The sequence below is a fragment of the Neorhizobium descurainiae genome (assembly GCF_051400715.1).
Classification (GTDB): Bacteria; Pseudomonadota; Alphaproteobacteria; order Rhizobiales; family Rhizobiaceae; genus Neorhizobium.
Window position 1 is genome coordinate 522,933 of the sequence record NZ_JBLFFK010000001.1, and the last position, 16,871, is coordinate 539,803.

Here is a 16,871-nt window from a genome sequence, read left to right on the forward strand (position 1 = left end):
CAATTCTCCGCAGTACCGCCTTGAACGGTTTTGGGTTCGGGAGGCCGCGATGGCCACTGTTCTTGATTCTGTCCGCGCACTCTTTGCGCCGAACACCACCTTCACCATCGACGCCGAAACGCCGGCGGACGTGGTGGCTCGCGAAAACCTGCTCGACCGCGCCATGGGGCCGGATCGACGCAAAAAGTCGTCGGAAAAGATCCGCCGCGGCCGCGTGCCGGCGGAGGGGCTGGCGCTCGTCGCCCGCGACGCGCATGGCCACGTCATCGGAACGGTGCGGCTCTGGAACATCGAGGCCGGCATTGCGCCGGACGGCCAGGCGGTCGAAGCGCTTCTGCTCGGGCCGCTCGCGGTCGACGGCGCCCACGAGGGCAAGGGGATCGGCGGCGCGCTGATGCGGGCGGCGATCGCCGAGGCTCACAAGCGCGCCCACGGCGCGATCCTGCTCGTCGGCGACGCGCCCTATTACGAGCGGTTCGGCTTCTTTGCCGAAAAGACCCGGCATCTGGTCATGCCCGGCCCCTTCGAGCGCGCCCGTTTCCTGGCGCTCGAACTAAAGGCCGGCTGGCTGGAAGGTGCCGCGGGCATGATCGTGCCGAGCGGACGCAAGCTGGCCTGACGTTTGGCGACCTATCCTGACAGCCACGATAGGTCGTAACGTTCCCTTCCGGCCCTAAGCGGACGTTTAACCGGTCGTGCGCGTGATCGTCGCCATTTGCTTCACACTATTGTCACCTCAAGAGCTTAGCCATCGGCCAATGCTTTTCATTGAGCGAGGCTATACGTGGCACAGCATCGACCGCGCATCGTAGTTGTCGGTGCAGGGATCATCGGTTCGGCGATCACATACAACCTGGCCATCCAGGGTGCGGACGTCCTGCTCTTGGACAGAGGTCCGACAGCTGGTTCTGGCGTAACGGGACGGGCTTTCGGTTGGATCAATGTGATAAACGGAACCCCCAGCGACCAGAGCTATGCCCTTTGGCGCGAAGCAGTTGCAGAGTACAGGGGGTTACAAATTGCTCTCCCGACAGCCTTTGCCCATGCCCGCTCTGGGTCATTGTTGTGGAAAGGTACGACAGAGGAGACGGAGGCGTTCGCCGACCTTCATCGTCAAGCAGGGGAACGTGTCGAGCTAGTGTCACGACAGACATTGCAGGGATTGGAGCCCCGTCTTCGCCGAGCACCAGAACTCGCTGTCTTTTCGCCAGATGATCTGGCTCTTGATCCAGGGCAGCTTGCCAGAGACCTCGTCGCTGCCGCAGTTACCGCTGGCGGCTCGACTCTCTTTGGCGCGACCGCCTATACAGTCGAAACCGTAAACGGCAGGGTCTCTGGGGTAAAAGTTGGGCATGAGACCATCCCAGCCGACATCGTGGTTATGTCGGCTGGTTCTGGTATCCAAGAGCTAGCTGATGGGCTTGGCATTCAAACAGGTTTGACGACATCTCCGGCCCTGCTACTTCGCTACACATGTAATAATCGCACTGTTGTAAGCCATATCTTGCGGGGCCCTCGTTTGGAAATCAGACAAGCCATCGACGGCAGTCTGCTTGTTGCTAAATCCTACGTGGCAAACGGAGAGGAGAACGGCCCCAAGCTGATCGGGGAGACGCTGCTTAGCGTAATGCACGACGAACTGGACTTACCCGATCAGGTTAAGCTGCAGAGCGCGGAGATTGGCGAACGTCCGATTTTTCTCGACGGCTTGCCGCGTACTGGATTTCTGCCCGAAGTCGAGAATTTGTACCTGGCAGTCGGCCATCCAGGCGTAATTCTTGCCCCGTTGATAGGTCGCGTGACCGCACAAGAGATTATGAAAATCAGGAGCAAGAGCGCCGCGCTTACTTCTTGCTAGGGTACCGACTTTAGATATCGCGCCTATGTCTCCTGTTGGCGCGATGCGGCCGGGATTACCGGGCCGCAATCGGTCCTCCCCCGCCATTGATCCCGATCGCCGGTAGCCGGGACGGCGCGGTGATAAGCCGCCCCGTTTCCGTTGAGAGGCTAAGCGCCATCCTTCGCCCGATAGGCGTCCGGGATGACGAAGACTTCGTCGGCGCGGCCGTATCCGCCGTCCTTGACCTCCTCGATGAGCACCATGGTGTGCGGCCGCGCCGCCTCGCTGAAATACTCCACGAGCATGTCCGTCGTGCGGTGCACGATCTCTTCCTTCTGGGCGCGGCTGAGCGCGCCTTCGGGCGTCTTGATGTTCACGAATGGCATGGATTTTCTCCCTGGTTTTGGATGTGTCAGATCATGCCGCCATTGGCGCGGAGCACCTGGCCGTTCACCCAGCCGCCTTCCGGGCTTGCGAGGAACGCGACGACAGAGGCGATCTCGTCGGGCTGGCCGAGGCGGCTGAGAGGGATCGTTCCGACGATCCTCTGGACCAGTTCGTCGGACTTGCCGGTCATGAACATGTCCGTTTCCACCGGCCCGGGCGCGACCGTGTTGACGGTGATCCCGCGCCGACCGAGCTCCCTGGAGGCGACATGGGTCATCGCTTCGACACCGGCCTTGCTGGCGGCATAGGCGCCGTAGGTTGGCCCGTAGACGCCGACCACGCTGGAGGAGAAGTTGATGATGCGGCCGCCGTCGCGGAGCCGGCGGCCCGCTTCGCGAATGCCGCGGAACGTGCCGGTCAGGTTGACCGCGATATGCTGCTCGAAGGTCGCGTCGTCCATGTCGGCAAGCGGCGCGAGCTTCATCATGCCGGCATTGTTGACGAGGATGTCGACGCCGCCGAAGCTTTTCTCCGCAGCGTCGAACAGGTCGGCGGCGGCGCCCGGGAGGCCGACATCCGCCTGCACGGCGACCGCCCTGCCGCCGCCCGCCTCGATGTCGGCGACGACCGCCTCGGCCGCCTCGCGGCTTGTCGCGTAATTCACCACGAGGGCGATGCCGTCCTTTGCCAGCCGAAGCGCAATCGCCCTTCCGATGCTTTTTGAAGCGCCGGTGACGATCGCAACGCGTTGTCCGTTTGTGGTCATGGCTCATCTTTCCTTCGTTGATGAGCCGTAGATATTCCTGACACCGACAAGGAACAATTATAGGTGAATTGACATGAGAATTCGCCTGTGGTGAACAAAGCCATGGATCGGCTCGACCGCATGCAGCTCTTCACCCGGATCGTCGAACGAGGCAGCTTTGCCGCCGCGGCGTCCGATCTCGGTCTCGCCCGTTCGACCGTCACGGAAGCGGTCAAGCAATTGGAGGACGATGTCGGGGCGCGCCTCCTGGAGCGGACGACCCGCCACGTCGCGCCGACGCTCGACGGTCAGGCCTTCTATCAGCGCTGTCTGGCGATCCTTGCGGAGGTGGACGAGGCGGAGAGCATCTTTCGCGACGCGCAGCCGCGCGGACTGCTGCGGGTCGATGCGCACGGCTTCCTGACCCGCACCTTCCTTCTACCACGGCTCGACGAGTTCCTCGACCGCTACCCCCTGCTCGACCTGCAGATCGGCCAGGGCGACCGGCTGGTGGACCTGGTGCGGGAAGGCGTCGATTGCGTCATCCGCGCCGGCGAGATAACCGACAGCGGGCTGATCATGCGGCGGCTCGGGACCATCACCGAGCTCACCTGCGCCAGCCCGGCCTACATCGAAAAATACGGCATGCCGCAATCGCCCGATGCGCTGGACGGGCATGTCGCCATCGGCTTCATCTCGTCGCGCACCGGCCAGATCATGCCGCTCGAATTCACGGTAGGGGGCGAGGTGCGCTACGTCACGCTGCCGAGCCGGCTGACGGTCAACAATTCCGACACGATGGTCGATCTCGCAAGGCGAGGCTACGGCCTCGTGCAGGCGCCGCGCCATCGTCTGCAGCCGGATATAGATCGTGGCGTCCTCGTCCAGGTTCTCGCCGATTTCCCGCCATCCCCGACGCCGCTTTCGGCGCTTTATCCGCAGAACCGCCAGCTTTCGCCGCGAGTGCGCGTCTTCATCGACTGGGTCGTCAAGGTGTTTGCGGAAGCGGGTCTCTGAGGAAGAGGCTGTTCAGGTCTACGGCAGCGGCACTGTTTTGCGACATCCGGCAGGGCGTGAGACGGCGGGAGCCGATCGATCCGGCTCCAACCGTCGTCACACACCATCACCTTGGCGTGAATCCACGGTTTTCGCCATATTCCCATGCGGTCCGATGTTCTAGCTTGCCACGCATGATCACACGCCGCGCAACGCTCATTTCCCTTCCGTTCGTGCTTTCCGCCGCCCGCGGCTTCGCTCAGGGCTCACCGCAGCCCGCCGCGCCGCAACTGCCCGTGCCGCAGCCGCAGGTGACGCTCGACACCGTGTTCGACGGCGCCGCAGAGCTGGAGCCGCTGAAGGTCGTGCTCGTCAGCCGCAATGGCGAGACGCTCGCCGAGCGGGCCTTCAACGGTCGTCCCCTCAACGCTTCGACCAATATCAAATCGGCCTCGAAATCGATCGTCTCCTGCCTCACCGGCATCGCCATCGACAAAAAGCTGCTCGAAGGGCCGGACCAGAAGATCGCGCCGATCCTGAAGGCGGACCTTCCCGCCGATCCGGATCCGCGCATCCACGACATCACCATCGGCAATCTGCTCTCCATGCAGGCGGGGCTTTCGCGCATGTCGGGGCCGAACTACGGGCGCTGGGTCGCGAGCCGCAACTGGGTGCGTTTCGCGCTCTCGGAACCCTTCGACGGCGAGCCGGGCGGCTCGATGCTCTATTCCACCGCCTCGACGCATCTGCTTTCGGCGATCCTGACAAGGGTCGGGCGAAAATCGACGCTGGCGCTCGCCCGCGAATGGCTGGAGCCGGTGGAAGGCTTCCGCATCGGATCCTGGGACCGCGATCCCCAGGGCATCTATCTCGGCGGCAACAACATGGCGATGACGGCCCGCTCGCTTCTTGCCTTCGGCGAGCTCTACCGCAACGGCGGCCGGACGAAGGACGGCGTGCAGGTCGTCTCCAGAAGCTGGATCGACCAGTCCTGGACGCCGCGCACCAATTCGCGCTTCTCCGGCGATGGATACGGCTACGGCTGGTTCCTCAGGCGTATCGGCGGCGAGGACGTCAAGTTCGGCTGGGGGTACGGCGGCCAGATGGTCTATATCGTCCCGTCGCTGGGACTGACCGTCGTCATGACCTCGGACGACAGCGGTCCGTCCGCCCGCAGCGGCTATCGCGACGACCTGCACAACCTGCTCGCCGAGATCATCGGCGCGGTGAAGCAGGTCTAAGCCACGATCGATAAAATTGTAACCACCCCGCCCACGATCTCGAAAGGGAGTCTCTATTATATTTCCCCGAGTGAGGCGGGGAAGCACATGGCGTTCGATCTCCGGACAATATATGCGATGACAGCGGTCGCTTGCGTGGTGCTGGGCATGCTCCAGTGCGCCGCCTATTTTACCGGCCGTTTCGAACGTTGGCTCGCTTGGTGGAGCGCCAGCAACATTCTCGTCGGGATCGGCTCCTTCTGCATCGCCCTTCGCGGCATGGCGCCGGATTTCATCACCGTTCACCTCGGCAATGTCCTGACCGTCGCCGGTTGCGTGCTCCTGCCGGCGGCGATGCGCATCTTCGCAGGACGCACGGTCAACCTCTTCCATTGCGGCCTTCTGATCGCCGTCCTCAGCCTGCCGTTCGTGCTCGCTTTCGATGCAGCCGATGCATCGCTCGGGCGGATCGCCTACGGCTCGGCGCTCTTTTGCCTGCTCGATCTCGCGGTGGCGTGGGAAAGCTTCCGTCTTTCGCGGAACGAAGGACTTCATTCGGCAAAGCTCGCTGCTGGTCTGTTCGTCACGACCGCAGGAATTTACGCGATACGCGCCTCATTTGCAGTGGCAGGTGTTCTCGGCGACAGGAATCTCTTCACGGGTAGCAACCAGGTGCATGTCTGGATGGCGCTTTCGGCGCTGGTGTTCCTGATGCTTCGCAGCATGGTTCTCATGCTGATGGCGGCGGAACGGACGAGCACGCAGCTTCGGGATGCGGCCCATCGCGATCCGCTGACAGGCGCATTGAACCGCGGCGGCCTGGCGCAAGCCTTCGACAGCCTCTCCGCAAAGCCGCTGGCGGCGCTGGTGGTCGATATCGATTACTTCAAGCAGCTCAACGATACGCACGGCCATGCCGCGGGAGACGAGGTGCTGCGGGCATTCGCCTCTTCGGCGGCGGGGGAGCTCCATACCGGCGATCTTATCGCCCGCTACGGCGGCGACGAGTTCGTGATCGTGCTGAAGGAGCGATCGCTGGAACAGGCGGTGGCGACCGCCGAAGATATCCGCCTTGCCTTCACCGCCTCGCTCGGCCGCCTGAACCGGCCACTCTCGGTCCTGCCGACGCTCAGCATCGGGGCGGCCGCCAAGACGTCCGGCCCTTCCGATCTGGAAGCCCTGCTTCACAAGGCGGACCAGGCGCTCTATGCGCGCAAGCGGCAAGGGCGCGACGGCGTCGATGTCTTCCGCGACAACGTTTTGGCGGCCTGAACGCGGGGACGATGCCGGCGGGCGGGAAAGAAATCCTCGTTCCGTTTCAACGGGAGGACCGGAAAGATATCCCCGCTTCGTCCGCGCCCGGTTTGTGAGGCCTATGCTGATCGCGTCATCGGGCAGGGAGCCGGGTCGCGAACCGGTCTGCCCACGGGGAGAAATCCGGCGTCCGGTGATGGTCGTTGAAGGCAGGGGACGCGCCGTCAGGGCGCCAACCGTCGGAAGGAAGGGTTTCCTGGCGCGGAAACCCTGTCTTGCGGAAAAGCCGAAGCGATCGGGCAGGCGGACAAGCCTGACATCCATATCACCCGATACCCACTGCCTGCCCATCCCGATGGATCAGGCCGTGGCGGAGCCCTCTCCGCCGCGGGCATTCGTGCTGCCGTCAGAAAGTGCCGCTCATGCCGGCGAAATATTCGTGCCCGTCATAGTTCTCGGCCGGGTCCTTTTCCTTGCGGTCCACATGGCGGTAGCCGATTTCCAGCTTGTGATCCTTGCCGATATCGAAGGTGAGCGTTCCCGCAAACCTCCGCGTCTCGCCGTCGTAGAGATAGTAGATCCATTCGCTGGAGGCGATTTCATAGGTTACCTTCGCCGCCACCTTCGGCAGCAGTTTCGCACTTGCGGCGAGTTTCCAGGTCTGGATGAACTCGGCCTGCGGATCGTCGATGTCGGCAATCGCGTAGTCCTGGTCGTAGCCGATGCCGAAGCCGAGGCTTTCCGTAGGCTTCCATTCCAGCGACGACCGGAGATAGGGCCGCAGCCTTTTGACATCGTCGCCCAAATCGTCGGCCATGATCGTCGCCCCGCCGAGCTCGGCGATCATCGTCACGGTCTCGCCGATCTTGCGGCCATAGGCGACCGAGCCGCGCAGCGTCGAGGCGGGAAAGCGCAGGAGCGTCTCCTGCTCGGAATCGGGAATGAAGGTGGAGCGATAGGCGAGGGTGAAGCCGATCTCGCCGGCAAGCCCCGGCCGGATATGGGACGCCGTCAGGTCCATCGCCGTCACGTCGGCTTCCAGCTTCGTCGGCAGCAGGAGGTCGGTGGTGAACCTCGCCTTGCCGCGGTCGAGATGGCTGACGCCCGCCTTCAGCGTGTTCTGCCCGCCGAAGAATTGCGCGGCAAGGCTCGAGGCCATCTCGTAGGTCATATCGGTCATGCGGTAGCCGATGACGGTGCCGGGCACGGCCAGGAAAACGTCGCCTGCCGCCTTGCGCTGGATGCCTGCCTCCAACGTCCACTCGACCGTATCGGCCAGCTTCATCCTATGGCCGAGGGTCATGCCCGTCACATGTTCGTTGCCGAAGTCGTAACGCTCCACCCGCTTTTCCCGGTGCCAGAGCGCGTAGGTGGTGCCCGATCCTTCGATGTCGAAGCTGCCGCGCAGCTTCACCTCCGCCTCGGCAAAACCGCCTCCGAGGCCGTTGGTGTCCTCGAAGAAATTGCTGTTGTGGCCCGCACGCAGCGAATAGTCGAAAAACGTGTCCGCCGCGGCCGACAGTGGCAGGGCGGCGAGACAGGTCGCAAAGGGCAGGAACAGCAGCTTGGGCATCGCACCCCCAGTAGGTCGAGCTAATTGAGGAAAATCTTATATATAGATGCTTAACGAAGGATTTATTCGAGTTGGTCTTGTCGGGTTGGCAATGCGAATTGCTGCAGAAGCAACGCCGGCCGGGATGAGAACAGTTTTAATAAAACTCGCAGTATTATGGTTAATGGTTTATTATAAGACACTTATATTATTGCTTTATAATGTACTAATAATAAGTTGGATGTCGCGCAATGTCGCGCAATCAACTTGGGAGACTAACATGACTATCAAGGTAATTTGCTTAGCTGCAGCTCTCTCTGTCGCTGCCTTTTCTCAGGCGTCCGCAGGCGGCCTTCTGGGCGGCGGCGGCCACAAGGGAGGCCTCAACCTCGGGCTCGGCATTAGCCTTGGCAACGGCTCGATCGTCGTGGCGCCGAATGTCGGCGTGCTCAACGGCAGTAATGTCAATGTCCTCAACGGCATCCTGTCCGGCAACAGCATCCTGAACGGAAACGCTATCCTGTCGGGCAACAACGGGCTGCTGGGCCTCGGCATTCTCGGCAACGGCAACGTTTCCAAGAAGTTCGTGCGCCGTTGATTTGAAGAAGAGCGGGGCCGCATGGCGGCCCCCTCCTCGAGGGCATTCAGGCGGTCATGCCGATCACACCGCTATCGTTCGCGAAAAGCGGGATTGTCTTTCTGAACCCCCCTCAGGAAGGGCCGCCTGAATGTCTGCGCAATCAGCCGACGAAGACAGGCCTGACCGCCGCTTACGCGGATATGTCGATCACGCCGCAATCGCCCGCCTCGGACGAGAAGGCGAGCAGCTTGCCGCCGGCGCTCCAGCTCAGTCCCGTAATGGCACCCTTGCCGGGACGGCGCAGAAGCGCTTCCTTGGCGTCGGCGATCCTGACGCCCAGGATCATGCCGTCGACGAAGCCGATAGCCAGCACCTCCTCGGCCGGATGGAAGGCCACCTGCGTGACCATGATGTTGGCGCGCGTGCCGAGTTCCAGCGGCGCCTTGCCCATCGGGCCGTCTTTCGACGAAAAAGGCCAGACGATCGCCGCCGGCGCGCCGGAGGAGGCGAGCCACTTGCCCTTCGGCGACCAGGAGAGCGACTTCACCTTGGCCGGATAGCCGGTCATCCGCATGTGCCGGTTCTCGCCCGACTTGCCGTCCAGCTTCCAGCCGTGCAGCGCGTTTTCCTGCATGGCCGTCACCAGGAAACGCCCGTCGGGGGAGAAGGTGACGCCGGTATGGGCGCCCTTCCATTCGAGATCGACCGGCGGCGCGTTGGTGCCGATCCAGTGCAGCGATACGCCGTTGTAGCGGGCGGCGGCGATGCGGAGCCCTTTGCCCGCGAACGCGAGGCCTTCCACGCTGCGCTCTTCGGGAAACTCCTTCACCGTGCCGTCGTTCTGGCGCACGAAACTCGATTTTCCATAGGCATAGGCGACCGCGTTCTGCGGGCCTCCCGCCACGACGCTGATCCACTTACGCGGCGCCTCGGCCATGAGGGCGGCAACCCCATCCTTGCCGATGCGGAAGACCTTGCCGTCTTCGCCGCCGGTGATGAGGGTAGGGCTGAAAGGATCGCGGATACAGGTCAGGAGACCCTGATGGGCCTCGGTGACCTTCTCGCCGCCGTCCAGGCGATGGATCGTGCCGGCGGCGGCGGCGAAGAACGGAATGTCGCCAAGGAAATGGGCCGCGACGACATGGCCTTGCAAATCAAGCGGAGCAACAGTCGGCATTATGCTGTAATTCTTTCAGGCATGACGTTTTCCGAAAACCGCTTCGCACTTTTCGGCGTCATGCCGCTGCCTCGCAGGCTTTGAAGCTCTTCTCGATCTTTTCGACGTCGAGGTCGCGGCCGATGAAGACGAGGCGGGATTCGCGCTTCTCGCCGTCCTTCCACGGACGCTGGTGATCGCCTTCGACGATCATGTGGACGCCCTGGACGACATAGCGTTCCTCGTCGCCCTTGAAGGCGATGATGCCCTTGAGGCGCAGGATATTCGGGCCGTCCGTCTGGGTGATCCTCTGGATCCAGGGGAAGAAGCGTTCCGGGTTCATCTCGCCGCCGCGCAGCGAAATGGACTTCACCGTCACGTCATGGATCGGCGACATCTCGCCGTGGTGATGATGGTGGTGGTGATCATGATCGTGGTCATGATGATGATGGTCGTGATCGTGGTGATGGTCGTGATCGCAATCCGGGCCGCAGACATGGTCCTCGTGGCCGTGCTCCAGAAAATGCGGATCGTTTTCCAGCGCGCGTTCCAGATTGAAGGCGCCCTGGTCCAGCACGCGGGCGAGATCGACGCCGGAACGGCTCGTCTTGTAGACGCGGGCGGTCGGATTGATGGCGCGCACCACGTCTTCCACCCGGGCCAGTTCTTCCGGGCTCACGAGGTCGGTCTTGTTGACGATCACGACGTCGGCAAAGGCGATCTGGTCTTCGGCCTCGCGGCTGTCCTTCAGCCGCAGCGGCAGGTGCTTGGCGTCGACCAGCGCGACGACGGCGTCGAGCTCGGTCTTGGAACGGACGTCGTCGTCCATGAAGAAGGTTTGGGCGACCGGCACGGGATCGGCCAGGCCGGTGGTCTCGACGATGATGCCGTCGAAGCGGCCCGGGCGGCGCATCAGGCCTTCCACGACGCGGATCAGATCGCCGCGCACCGTGCAGCAGACGCAGCCGTTGTTCATCTCGTAGATTTCCTCGTCCGATTCGACGATCAGGTCGTTGTCGATGCCGATCTCGCCGAACTCGTTGACGATCACCGCGTATTTCTTGCCATGGCTTTCGGAAAGGATGCGGTTCAACAGCGTCGTCTTGCCGGCGCCGAGATAACCGGTAAGCACGGTGACGGGAACGGGCTTCTGGGTGGCTGTTTCGGTCTTTGTTTCGGTCATGGGGAAACCTCGATGGGCCTTTGAAGCGCCCGGGGGCGCGGAACGCGGAAGCTGGTCCGCCTCATATAAGGGCAAGCCGGGACGAGTTCAAAGGGTTTTGAATGTTATAAGATCACATCAGGCGGCCAGGCATGCAAGTGGCCGCCGAAACGCAGAAGTTATAGCTATCAGGGCAGCGTTTCGGCATCCGTCTGCTGCAGAAGCTGGTCGAGCGTCAGCAGCGGCTGCCGCGCGATCTTCGCATAAGCATAATGAAAGCAGTCGAAATTGCTGAGATAACGTCGGCCGATACCATGTCTTTCGGCTGCGGCAACGGCATAGCGGAGGACCTCGCGTGGTGATCCGGCTTCCCGAATATCGATCCTGCGGGCATCCAACCATTCGACGACTGCGCCTTCCGCCTCGCTATAGCGGCAATCGAGCTGGTCGGGTCGTGACAAAACGATAATGGCTTCCCAAGCGGCCAGCGGTGAGGTGAAGGGCGCGTCTGCACCTGCGAGCGCCTGTTCATAGGTCTCGGCGGTCCTTTCGCCGGCCATCATCGAGACGATTGCGCAGGCGTCCACGAACATTAGACACCGCCGAAATCATGATCGAGGTCGTGATAGGCATCGGGCGGGACGGGGCTGCGGTGAGGTTTGAAGGCGAGGCCGCGTTTTTCCAGAATGCGCCGGGCCGTTTCGCTCGGAGTTTCCTGCCGAACCCGCTTGTCGATCGTTTCCTTCAACGCGGAAATCACCGCGTCGGTGATGGTTGTGCCATCGATCTTCGCGAGCTCCCGCGCAAGTGCATCCGCTTCTTCGTTCCGGATATTCAACGTCATCGGCGCCATCTCAAGTGTGTAGCTCATTATTGCAGATTGTGTAGCTTTCCGCTACTTGAATGTAGCCACATCAAATTGCGCCACATCCTCCAGCAGCTCGACGATGCCTTTGACCGCGTGGGCGATGAGCTCCTCACCCCGTTCTCCCGTCGCGGCAGCGGCATTGCCCGCGACGCCCTTTTCGTTGATATCCGACATCTTCCAGCCGAAGGCGTGCCGGCCATAGGCGCGAAGATGCTTGAAATCGCGGGCGAAACCGGATTGCCGCGAGCCGAAGTTTTCCGCCTTCGCCATGTCGACCCTGTCGGGATGAAGCGCCAGCATCATGGAGGTCTCTATGTCGCCGCCATGGATGTCGATCGCCCTTTCCTCGGGCGTGATCCAGCCTTCCGGCTCGCCGAAACGCGTCCAGCTCGTCGCCACCGCCAGCATGTTGAACCGCACCCGCGCCTCGGTCGCGACGATGGTCAGAAGCGGGGAATTGCCGCCGTGGGCATTGAGCAGCACCAGCTTGCGGATGCCTTTCGCATGGAGGTCTTCGGCAATGCCGAGCCAGCGGTAGACCGCCTCGTCGAAGCGAAGCGTCCTGGTGCCGGCGACATCCACGTGCTCGATGGAGTAGCCGACCGGCTCGACCGGCAGAAAGGTCACCGGCAGATCGGCGGGCAGGGCAGGGACGAGCCGCGCCACGAGGCCTTCGGCGATCAGCGTATCCGTCTCGAACGGCAGGTGCGGCCCGTGCTGCTCGTGGGCGCCGAGCGGCAGGACGGCGATCCAGTCGTGTCTTTCTGTGGATGCAAGTGTTAGATCATTGTCATGATAGCGCGGCGAGGGGTGCGGCATCTGGCGATCACTTCCCGGTTTCGATATGGATTGCGCGGCACACATATAGCGCCTACTTCATTGAGGCAAAACGGGCGGAGCCTATGAGCAAGAAGAAGGGTGACAAGAAAGCCAAGTCGGGCAAGAAGAAGGATCTGGAGGGTCTCTCGGCCGCCGATCTGGCGCCGGCGATCACGCAGGCCGCCCGTTCCATGCGGACGATGCTCAGCCGCAGCCTCGGCGAGAGCGGGCTTTATGCCGGCCAGGACGGCGTCATCCTGATGCTCGCGGAGGAGGACGGTCTGACGCCCGGCCAGCTCGCGCTGAGGCTCGGCGTGAAGGCGCCGACCATGACCCGCACGATCGGCCGCATGGAGGCCCAGGGTTTCCTGGAGCGCCGCCCCGACGGCACGGACGGGCGGCTGACCAAGGTGCACCTGACGGAAGCCGGCCTGAAAGGCGTCGAGCAGATCGGCCGCACCGTCGCCGACTGCGGCTCGCTGGCCGCCAAGGGCCTTTCCGACAAGGAGGTGCGCACGCTCCTCAAGCTGCTCAGGACGATCGAGCACAATCTCCAGCCGGCACTCGCCGACGACCGAGCTTGAATCTCTGCCGAATCCCTTGGGAAATTTTCTGTCACAGGATTGTCGCATGGAATTAAATTGTTTATTTAAACTTTAATTCCGGCATCCAGAACGTGATAATCCGCCGGGCGCGAGTGGGGGAGATGGCGCAAAAGATCAAGTTGTCGACGATTGCCGAGAGCCTCGGTCTTTCCACCGCCACCATTTCGCTCGCACTCCGCGACAGCCCGCTGGTCGCGATCGACACGCGTGAAAAGATCAAGGAACAGGCCCGCGCGCTCGGCTATATCTACAACCGCCGCGCGGCCAGCTTGAGGACGTCCCGTTCGGGCATCATCGGCGTCGTGGTGCACGACATCATGAACCCGTTCTACGGGGAAATCCTCAAAGCCATCGAAAGCGAGCTCGACCGCAGCCGCCATACCTTCATCCTCTCCAACCACTACGATTCCGTCGACAAGCAGCGGACCTTCATCGAGACCCTGCTGCAGCTCGGCGGCGACGGCGTCATCATGTCGCCGGCGATCGGCACGCCCGTCGAGGACGTGAAGCTCACGGAGCAGAACGGCATGCCGGCCATTCTCGTGGCGCGCTCGATCGAGGGGGTGGATCTGCCGACCTATCGCGGCGACGACAGTTACGGCATTTCGCTCGCCACCAACCACCTGATCGGGCTAGGGCACCGGGTGATCGCGATGATCGGGGGCACGGATCAGACCTCGACCGGCCGCGACCGGTACCAGGGCTACGTCAACGCGCTGCGCAAGGCGGGCATCGAGGTGGACCTCAACCTGCGCATTCCGGGGCCCCGCTCCATGCAGGGCGGGTTCGAGGCGGCGGTCAACTTCCTGTCCCTGCCGCAGAAGCCGACGGCGGCGGTCTGCTGGAACGATCTGGTGGCGATCGGCCTGATGAACGGCATCGCGCGGGCCGGGCTCGTGCCGGGCCGGGACATTTCCGTCACCGGTTACGACGACCTGGAGCAGGCCTCGATCGCCACGCCGGCGCTGACGACCGTCTGGAACGGCCAGACGGAAGTGGGAAGGCTTGCGGCGCGCGCGCTGCTCGACAGGCTCGCCGGCAGCCACGAGCCGGACGGTCTTCACCTGATCAAACCGGAAATGCGCATTCGTCAATCGACGGGACTCCACAAGCCGCGGGCTTGACGGTTCTCACGCCGCGGCATTGGTGAGCGTCTTGCGGGCGGCATAGGCGCGCACCGCATCGCCGAACGCTTCGAAAAGCGCCCGTGACGGGGCATCGGTTTCGGCCCAATATTCCGGATGCCATTGCACGCCGACGGCGAAGTTCTTCGCATCGATCACCGAAACGGCCTCGATCGTGCCGTCCGCCGCCGTCGCCTCGACCTTCAGTCGCGGCGCGGTTTCGGCGATCGCCTGACGATGCAGGGAGTTCACCTGCACCTCGCCGGAAAGGCCGAGATAGTTCGCGATGCAGGAACCCTCAGACACGAAGACCGGCTGGCGGATCGCATACATGCCGTCACGCTCCGGCACGTCGGGCTTGCGGTGATCCCAGATGCCCGGCTGATCCTGGATTTCGCTGGCGAGCGTGCCGCCCAGGGCCACATTCAGCTCCTGGATGCCGCGGCAGATGGCGAGCAGCGGAATGCCCCGGTCGATCGCCCGGCGGATGAGCGGCAGCGATGTCGCGTCGCGGGCAGGATCGAACGGACCGTCGCTGTCCTGTGCCTGCCTGCCATAAAGCGACGGATGGACATTGGTCGCGGAGCCGGAGACCAGCACGCCGTCCACTCGGTCGAGAATTTCGTCGATCTCGTTGCCGTCTTCGAAAGCCGGGATGATGAAGGTCATCACCTCCGCTACCTTCAGCGCCGCCTGCACATATTGGTTCGGCGTTGCGTGCCAGACCGCTCCGTCGAGCTGGCGGATATCGGCGGGTAGGGCGACGATCGGCTTCGGCATGGGATTCTCCGGTCTGGGCGGCAAGCAGATTACTCATCTGATGTGGGGCCGCAAGCCGTAACAAGTCAAGTTCGCCACGCACGCCGCAGGTGAGGGATTGCACAAAGAATAAGCATTTCCTCCTTGAAATTCTTCGTGAATCTCGTCGAGAGCGAAGTGATACGAAAGTCTAAGATCAAAAGGTCTTCCCGCATTAAGGAATATTAGCTGCGCCGCTTGCAACCCATTGAGCAAAATGGTTACCTCGCCGCAGAACCGGGGGAATGGGAACGGATAACCCTGCGGTTTCATCTTACTGGGAGGTATTTCATGGATCGTCGTTCATTCTTTAAAAAGGCTGCCGTGACCGGCGCCGGTGCCGCCGCCGCGACCGCGCTCGCCGCACCGGCCATCGCGCAGTCGAACCCGAAGATCACCTGGCGTCTGACGTCTTCTTTCCCGAAGTCGCTCGACACCATCTATGGCGGCGCGGAAGACATCTCCAAGCATGTCGCCGCCGCGACCGACGGCAATTTCACCATTCAGCCGTTCGCCGCCGCCGAAATCGTGCCCGGCATGCAGGCCGCCGACGCCGTCAGCAACTCGACCGTCGAGATGTGCCACACCTGCTCCTATTATTTCGTCGGCAAGAATCCGACCTTCGCCATCGGCACGGCGATCCCCTTCGGTCTCAATGCACGGCTTTCCAATGCCTGGTTCTATCAGGGCAACGGCAATACACTGCTGAACGAATTCTACGCCAAGCATAACATCTACGGCCTGCCGGCCGGCAATACCGGCGCGCAGATGGGCGGCTGGTTCCGCAAGGAAATCAACACGGTCGACGACTTCAAGGGCGTCAAGATGCGCATCGCCGGCATCGCCGGCAAGGTGCTCGAAAAGCTCGGCGCGGTGCCGCAGCAGATCGCCGGCGGCGACATCTATCCTGCGCTCGAGAAGGGTACGATCGACGCGGCCGAATGGGTCGGCCCCTATGACGACTACAAGCTCGGCTTCGCCAAGGTGGCGAAATACTACTACTACCCGGCCTTCTGGGAAGGCGGCCCGACGATCCACGCTTTCATCAATCTGGAAAAATGGAACAGCCTGCCGAAAGCCTATCAGGCCGTTCTGACGGATGCCTGCGCTTACGCCAACACCAACATGATGGCGAAGTATGATTTGAAGAACCCGACGGCGATCAAGCAGATCGTTTCGCAGGGCACGACATTGCGTCCGTTCAGCCAGGACATCCTGGAAGCCTGCTACAACGCGACGCTCGAAGTCTACAAGGAAATCTCGGCCACCAACGCGGACTTCAAGAAGATCTACGAGGATCAGGTCGCCTTCAAGAAGGAAGGTTACCTCTGGATGCAGCTTTCGGAATACACGTTCGATACGTTCATGATGATCCAGCAGCGTAACGGCAAGCTCTGATCCGTCATCGAAGTAAAAGTGAAAGAACCCCGGTCGAAAGCCCGGGGTTTTTCTTTGTGAGAATTTCACTGGTGCGGAAGGTTGTGCTGTCTCGACAAGTGCACGTGCGTATCTATGATCAAGATGTGCGGGAGCAGAAGCAGCACGCTCCGAGGCCAGCCGGAGCATCAGCGGGGACGGGCCACGCTGACCTTGGCAAAGGCCTTGCTCTCGAACGGAGGTGATGCGATGTGGCGACCACTGAGCATTACGCTGCTGTTTAGGAAAAACCGGACAAGCTGGTCAATAGCTGTCCGGTTCATCATCCTAAAGAGATAGGCAAACGGAGGGCAGAACGCGAACTCTGCCCTCCACTCCGAAATATACT

The 16,871-nt window shown here is 62.2% G+C and carries 18 protein-coding genes; 9 read left to right on the forward strand and 9 right to left on the reverse strand.

Going from position 1 to position 16,871, the window contains the following annotated elements; genetic code table 11:
• Nucleotides 1-49: 49 nt before the first annotated feature.
• Nucleotides 50-619: a GNAT family N-acetyltransferase gene (locus ACMGE0_RS02450; protein WP_436814263.1), complete on the forward strand. Its 570-nt coding sequence runs from the start codon at nucleotides 50-52 to the stop codon at nucleotides 617-619.
• A gap of 165 nt (nucleotides 620-784) precedes the next feature.
• Complete coding sequence (locus ACMGE0_RS02455; protein WP_436814264.1) at nucleotides 785-1,858, forward strand: NAD(P)/FAD-dependent oxidoreductase; 1,074 nt, start codon at nucleotides 785-787, stop codon at nucleotides 1,856-1,858.
• Between the two features lie 149 nt (nucleotides 1,859-2,007).
• On the opposite strand, the gene ACMGE0_RS02460 is transcribed toward ACMGE0_RS02455, so the two are convergent.
• Together ACMGE0_RS02460 and ACMGE0_RS02465 are read right to left on the reverse strand one after the other, a co-directional pair.
• On the reverse strand, nucleotides 2,008-2,226 hold the full coding sequence (locus tag ACMGE0_RS02460) for a tautomerase family protein (RefSeq protein WP_436814265.1): 219 nt from the start codon (nucleotides 2,224-2,226) through the stop codon (nucleotides 2,008-2,010).
• Between the two features lie 26 nt (nucleotides 2,227-2,252).
• Complete coding sequence (locus ACMGE0_RS02465; RefSeq protein WP_436814266.1) at nucleotides 2,253-2,993, reverse strand: SDR family oxidoreductase; 741 nt, start codon at nucleotides 2,991-2,993, stop codon at nucleotides 2,253-2,255.
• 102 nt (nucleotides 2,994-3,095) lie between these two features.
• Between ACMGE0_RS02465 and ACMGE0_RS02470 the strand changes: the two genes are divergently transcribed.
• The 3 genes from ACMGE0_RS02470 to ACMGE0_RS02480 all read left to right on the forward strand — a co-directional run bounded on the left by ACMGE0_RS02470 (nucleotide 3,096) and on the right by ACMGE0_RS02480 (nucleotide 6,460).
• Nucleotides 3,096-3,989 (forward strand): LysR family transcriptional regulator, encoded by an 894-nt coding sequence (locus tag ACMGE0_RS02470; RefSeq protein WP_436814267.1) that lies wholly within the window; start codon nucleotides 3,096-3,098, stop codon nucleotides 3,987-3,989.
• 173 nt (nucleotides 3,990-4,162) lie between these two features.
• Nucleotides 4,163-5,209 carry a serine hydrolase domain-containing protein gene (locus ACMGE0_RS02475; RefSeq protein ID WP_436814268.1) on the forward strand — a complete coding sequence of 349 codons (1,047 nt, stop codon included), beginning with the start codon at nucleotides 4,163-4,165 and terminating at the stop codon, nucleotides 5,207-5,209.
• 87 nt (nucleotides 5,210-5,296) lie between these two features.
• Nucleotides 5,297-6,460: a GGDEF domain-containing protein gene (locus ACMGE0_RS02480; RefSeq protein WP_436814269.1), complete on the forward strand. Its 1,164-nt coding sequence runs from the start codon at nucleotides 5,297-5,299 to the stop codon at nucleotides 6,458-6,460.
• 388 nt (nucleotides 6,461-6,848) lie between these two features.
• Here ACMGE0_RS02480 and ACMGE0_RS02485 read toward each other — a convergent pair whose 3' ends face one another.
• Nucleotides 6,849-8,015: a hypothetical protein gene (locus ACMGE0_RS02485; protein WP_436814270.1), complete on the reverse strand. Its 1,167-nt coding sequence runs from the start codon at nucleotides 8,013-8,015 to the stop codon at nucleotides 6,849-6,851.
• Nucleotides 8,016-8,274: 259 nt separating this feature from the next.
• On the opposite strand from ACMGE0_RS02485, the gene ACMGE0_RS02490 reads away from it, so the two are divergent.
• A complete protein-coding gene (locus ACMGE0_RS02490; protein ID WP_436814271.1) occupies nucleotides 8,275-8,592 on the forward strand; it encodes a hypothetical protein in 318 nt (105 codons plus the stop codon).
• 172 nt (nucleotides 8,593-8,764) lie between these two features.
• On the opposite strand, the gene ACMGE0_RS02495 is transcribed toward ACMGE0_RS02490, so the two are convergent.
• From ACMGE0_RS02495 to ACMGE0_RS02515, 5 genes are all read right to left on the reverse strand, one after another.
• Nucleotides 8,765-9,751, reverse strand: a complete 987-nt coding sequence (locus ACMGE0_RS02495; protein ID WP_436814272.1) for a WD40 repeat domain-containing protein — start codon at nucleotides 9,749-9,751, stop codon at nucleotides 8,765-8,767.
• 58 nt (nucleotides 9,752-9,809) lie between these two features.
• Nucleotides 9,810-10,913: a CobW family GTP-binding protein gene (locus ACMGE0_RS02500; protein WP_436814273.1), complete on the reverse strand. Its 1,104-nt coding sequence runs from the start codon at nucleotides 10,911-10,913 to the stop codon at nucleotides 9,810-9,812.
• Nucleotides 10,914-11,080: 167 nt separating this feature from the next.
• The gene (locus ACMGE0_RS02505; protein ID WP_436814274.1) at nucleotides 11,081-11,485 is read right to left on the reverse strand and encodes a type II toxin-antitoxin system VapC family toxin; all 405 of its coding nucleotides are present in this window, start codon (nucleotides 11,483-11,485) and stop codon (nucleotides 11,081-11,083) included.
• The gene (locus ACMGE0_RS02510) at nucleotides 11,485-11,763 is read right to left on the reverse strand and encodes a type II toxin-antitoxin system VapB family antitoxin (RefSeq protein ID WP_436814275.1); all 279 of its coding nucleotides are present in this window, start codon (nucleotides 11,761-11,763) and stop codon (nucleotides 11,485-11,487) included. The genes ACMGE0_RS02505 and ACMGE0_RS02510 overlap by 1 nt, the downstream gene beginning before the upstream one ends.
• 24 nt (nucleotides 11,764-11,787) lie before the next feature.
• Complete coding sequence (locus tag ACMGE0_RS02515) at nucleotides 11,788-12,579, reverse strand: creatininase family protein (protein WP_436814276.1); 792 nt, start codon at nucleotides 12,577-12,579, stop codon at nucleotides 11,788-11,790.
• An 83-nt stretch (nucleotides 12,580-12,662) separates the two neighbouring features.
• Here ACMGE0_RS02515 and ACMGE0_RS02520 point away from each other — a divergent pair, with 83 nt between their 5' ends.
• Entirely contained in the window at nucleotides 12,663-13,163 is a 501-nt protein-coding gene (locus tag ACMGE0_RS02520; protein WP_436814277.1) for a MarR family winged helix-turn-helix transcriptional regulator, read from the forward strand.
• Nucleotides 13,164-13,285: 122 nt separating this feature from the next.
• Entirely contained in the window at nucleotides 13,286-14,308 is a 1,023-nt protein-coding gene (locus ACMGE0_RS02525) for a LacI family DNA-binding transcriptional regulator (RefSeq protein WP_436814278.1), read from the forward strand.
• Nucleotides 14,309-14,314: 6 nt separating this feature from the next.
• Here ACMGE0_RS02525 and ACMGE0_RS02530 read toward each other — a convergent pair whose 3' ends face one another.
• Nucleotides 14,315-15,088 (reverse strand): gamma-glutamyl-gamma-aminobutyrate hydrolase family protein, encoded by a 774-nt coding sequence (locus ACMGE0_RS02530; protein WP_436814279.1) that lies wholly within the window; start codon nucleotides 15,086-15,088, stop codon nucleotides 14,315-14,317.
• Between the two features lie 309 nt (nucleotides 15,089-15,397).
• On the opposite strand from ACMGE0_RS02530, the gene ACMGE0_RS02535 reads away from it, so the two are divergent.
• Nucleotides 15,398-16,504 carry a TRAP transporter substrate-binding protein gene (locus ACMGE0_RS02535; protein ID WP_436814280.1) on the forward strand — a complete coding sequence of 369 codons (1,107 nt, stop codon included), beginning with the start codon at nucleotides 15,398-15,400 and terminating at the stop codon, nucleotides 16,502-16,504.
• Nucleotides 16,505-16,871: the final 367 nt, after the last annotated feature.

Bases quoted from the DNA above. Each gene is read 5' to 3' on its own strand.
- ACMGE0_RS02500 (WP_436814273.1), bottom strand. From the start codon at position 10,913: ATGACCGAAACAAAGACCGAAACAGCCACCCAGAAGCCCGTTCCCGTC.
- ACMGE0_RS02495 (WP_436814272.1), bottom strand. From the start codon at position 9,751: ATGCCGACTGTTGCTCCGCTTGATTTGCAAGGCCATGTCGTCGCGGCC.
- ACMGE0_RS02465 (WP_436814266.1), bottom strand. From the start codon at position 2,993: ATGACCACAAACGGACAACGCGTTGCGATCGTCACCGGCGCTTCAAAA.
- ACMGE0_RS02515 (WP_436814276.1), bottom strand. From the start codon at position 12,579: ATGCCGCACCCCTCGCCGCGCTATCATGACAATGATCTAACACTTGCA.
- ACMGE0_RS02485 (WP_436814270.1), bottom strand. From the start codon at position 8,015: ATGCCCAAGCTGCTGTTCCTGCCCTTTGCGACCTGTCTCGCCGCCCTG.
- ACMGE0_RS02475 (WP_436814268.1), top strand. From the start codon at position 4,163: ATGATCACACGCCGCGCAACGCTCATTTCCCTTCCGTTCGTGCTTTCC.
- ACMGE0_RS02490 (WP_436814271.1), top strand. From the start codon at position 8,275: ATGACTATCAAGGTAATTTGCTTAGCTGCAGCTCTCTCTGTCGCTGCC.
- ACMGE0_RS02535 (WP_436814280.1), top strand. From the start codon at position 15,398: ATGGATCGTCGTTCATTCTTTAAAAAGGCTGCCGTGACCGGCGCCGGT.
- ACMGE0_RS02505 (WP_436814274.1), bottom strand. From the start codon at position 11,485: ATGTTCGTGGACGCCTGCGCAATCGTCTCGATGATGGCCGGCGAAAGG.
- ACMGE0_RS02470 (WP_436814267.1), top strand. From the start codon at position 3,096: ATGGATCGGCTCGACCGCATGCAGCTCTTCACCCGGATCGTCGAACGA.
- ACMGE0_RS02525 (WP_436814278.1), top strand. From the start codon at position 13,286: ATGGCGCAAAAGATCAAGTTGTCGACGATTGCCGAGAGCCTCGGTCTT.
- ACMGE0_RS02460 (WP_436814265.1), bottom strand. From the start codon at position 2,226: ATGCCATTCGTGAACATCAAGACGCCCGAAGGCGCGCTCAGCCGCGCC.
- ACMGE0_RS02450 (WP_436814263.1), top strand. From the start codon at position 50: ATGGCCACTGTTCTTGATTCTGTCCGCGCACTCTTTGCGCCGAACACC.
- ACMGE0_RS02480 (WP_436814269.1), top strand. From the start codon at position 5,297: ATGGCGTTCGATCTCCGGACAATATATGCGATGACAGCGGTCGCTTGC.
- ACMGE0_RS02510 (WP_436814275.1), bottom strand. From the start codon at position 11,763: ATGAGCTACACACTTGAGATGGCGCCGATGACGTTGAATATCCGGAAC.
- ACMGE0_RS02530 (WP_436814279.1), bottom strand. From the start codon at position 15,088: ATGCCGAAGCCGATCGTCGCCCTACCCGCCGATATCCGCCAGCTCGAC.
- ACMGE0_RS02520 (WP_436814277.1), top strand. From the start codon at position 12,663: ATGAGCAAGAAGAAGGGTGACAAGAAAGCCAAGTCGGGCAAGAAGAAG.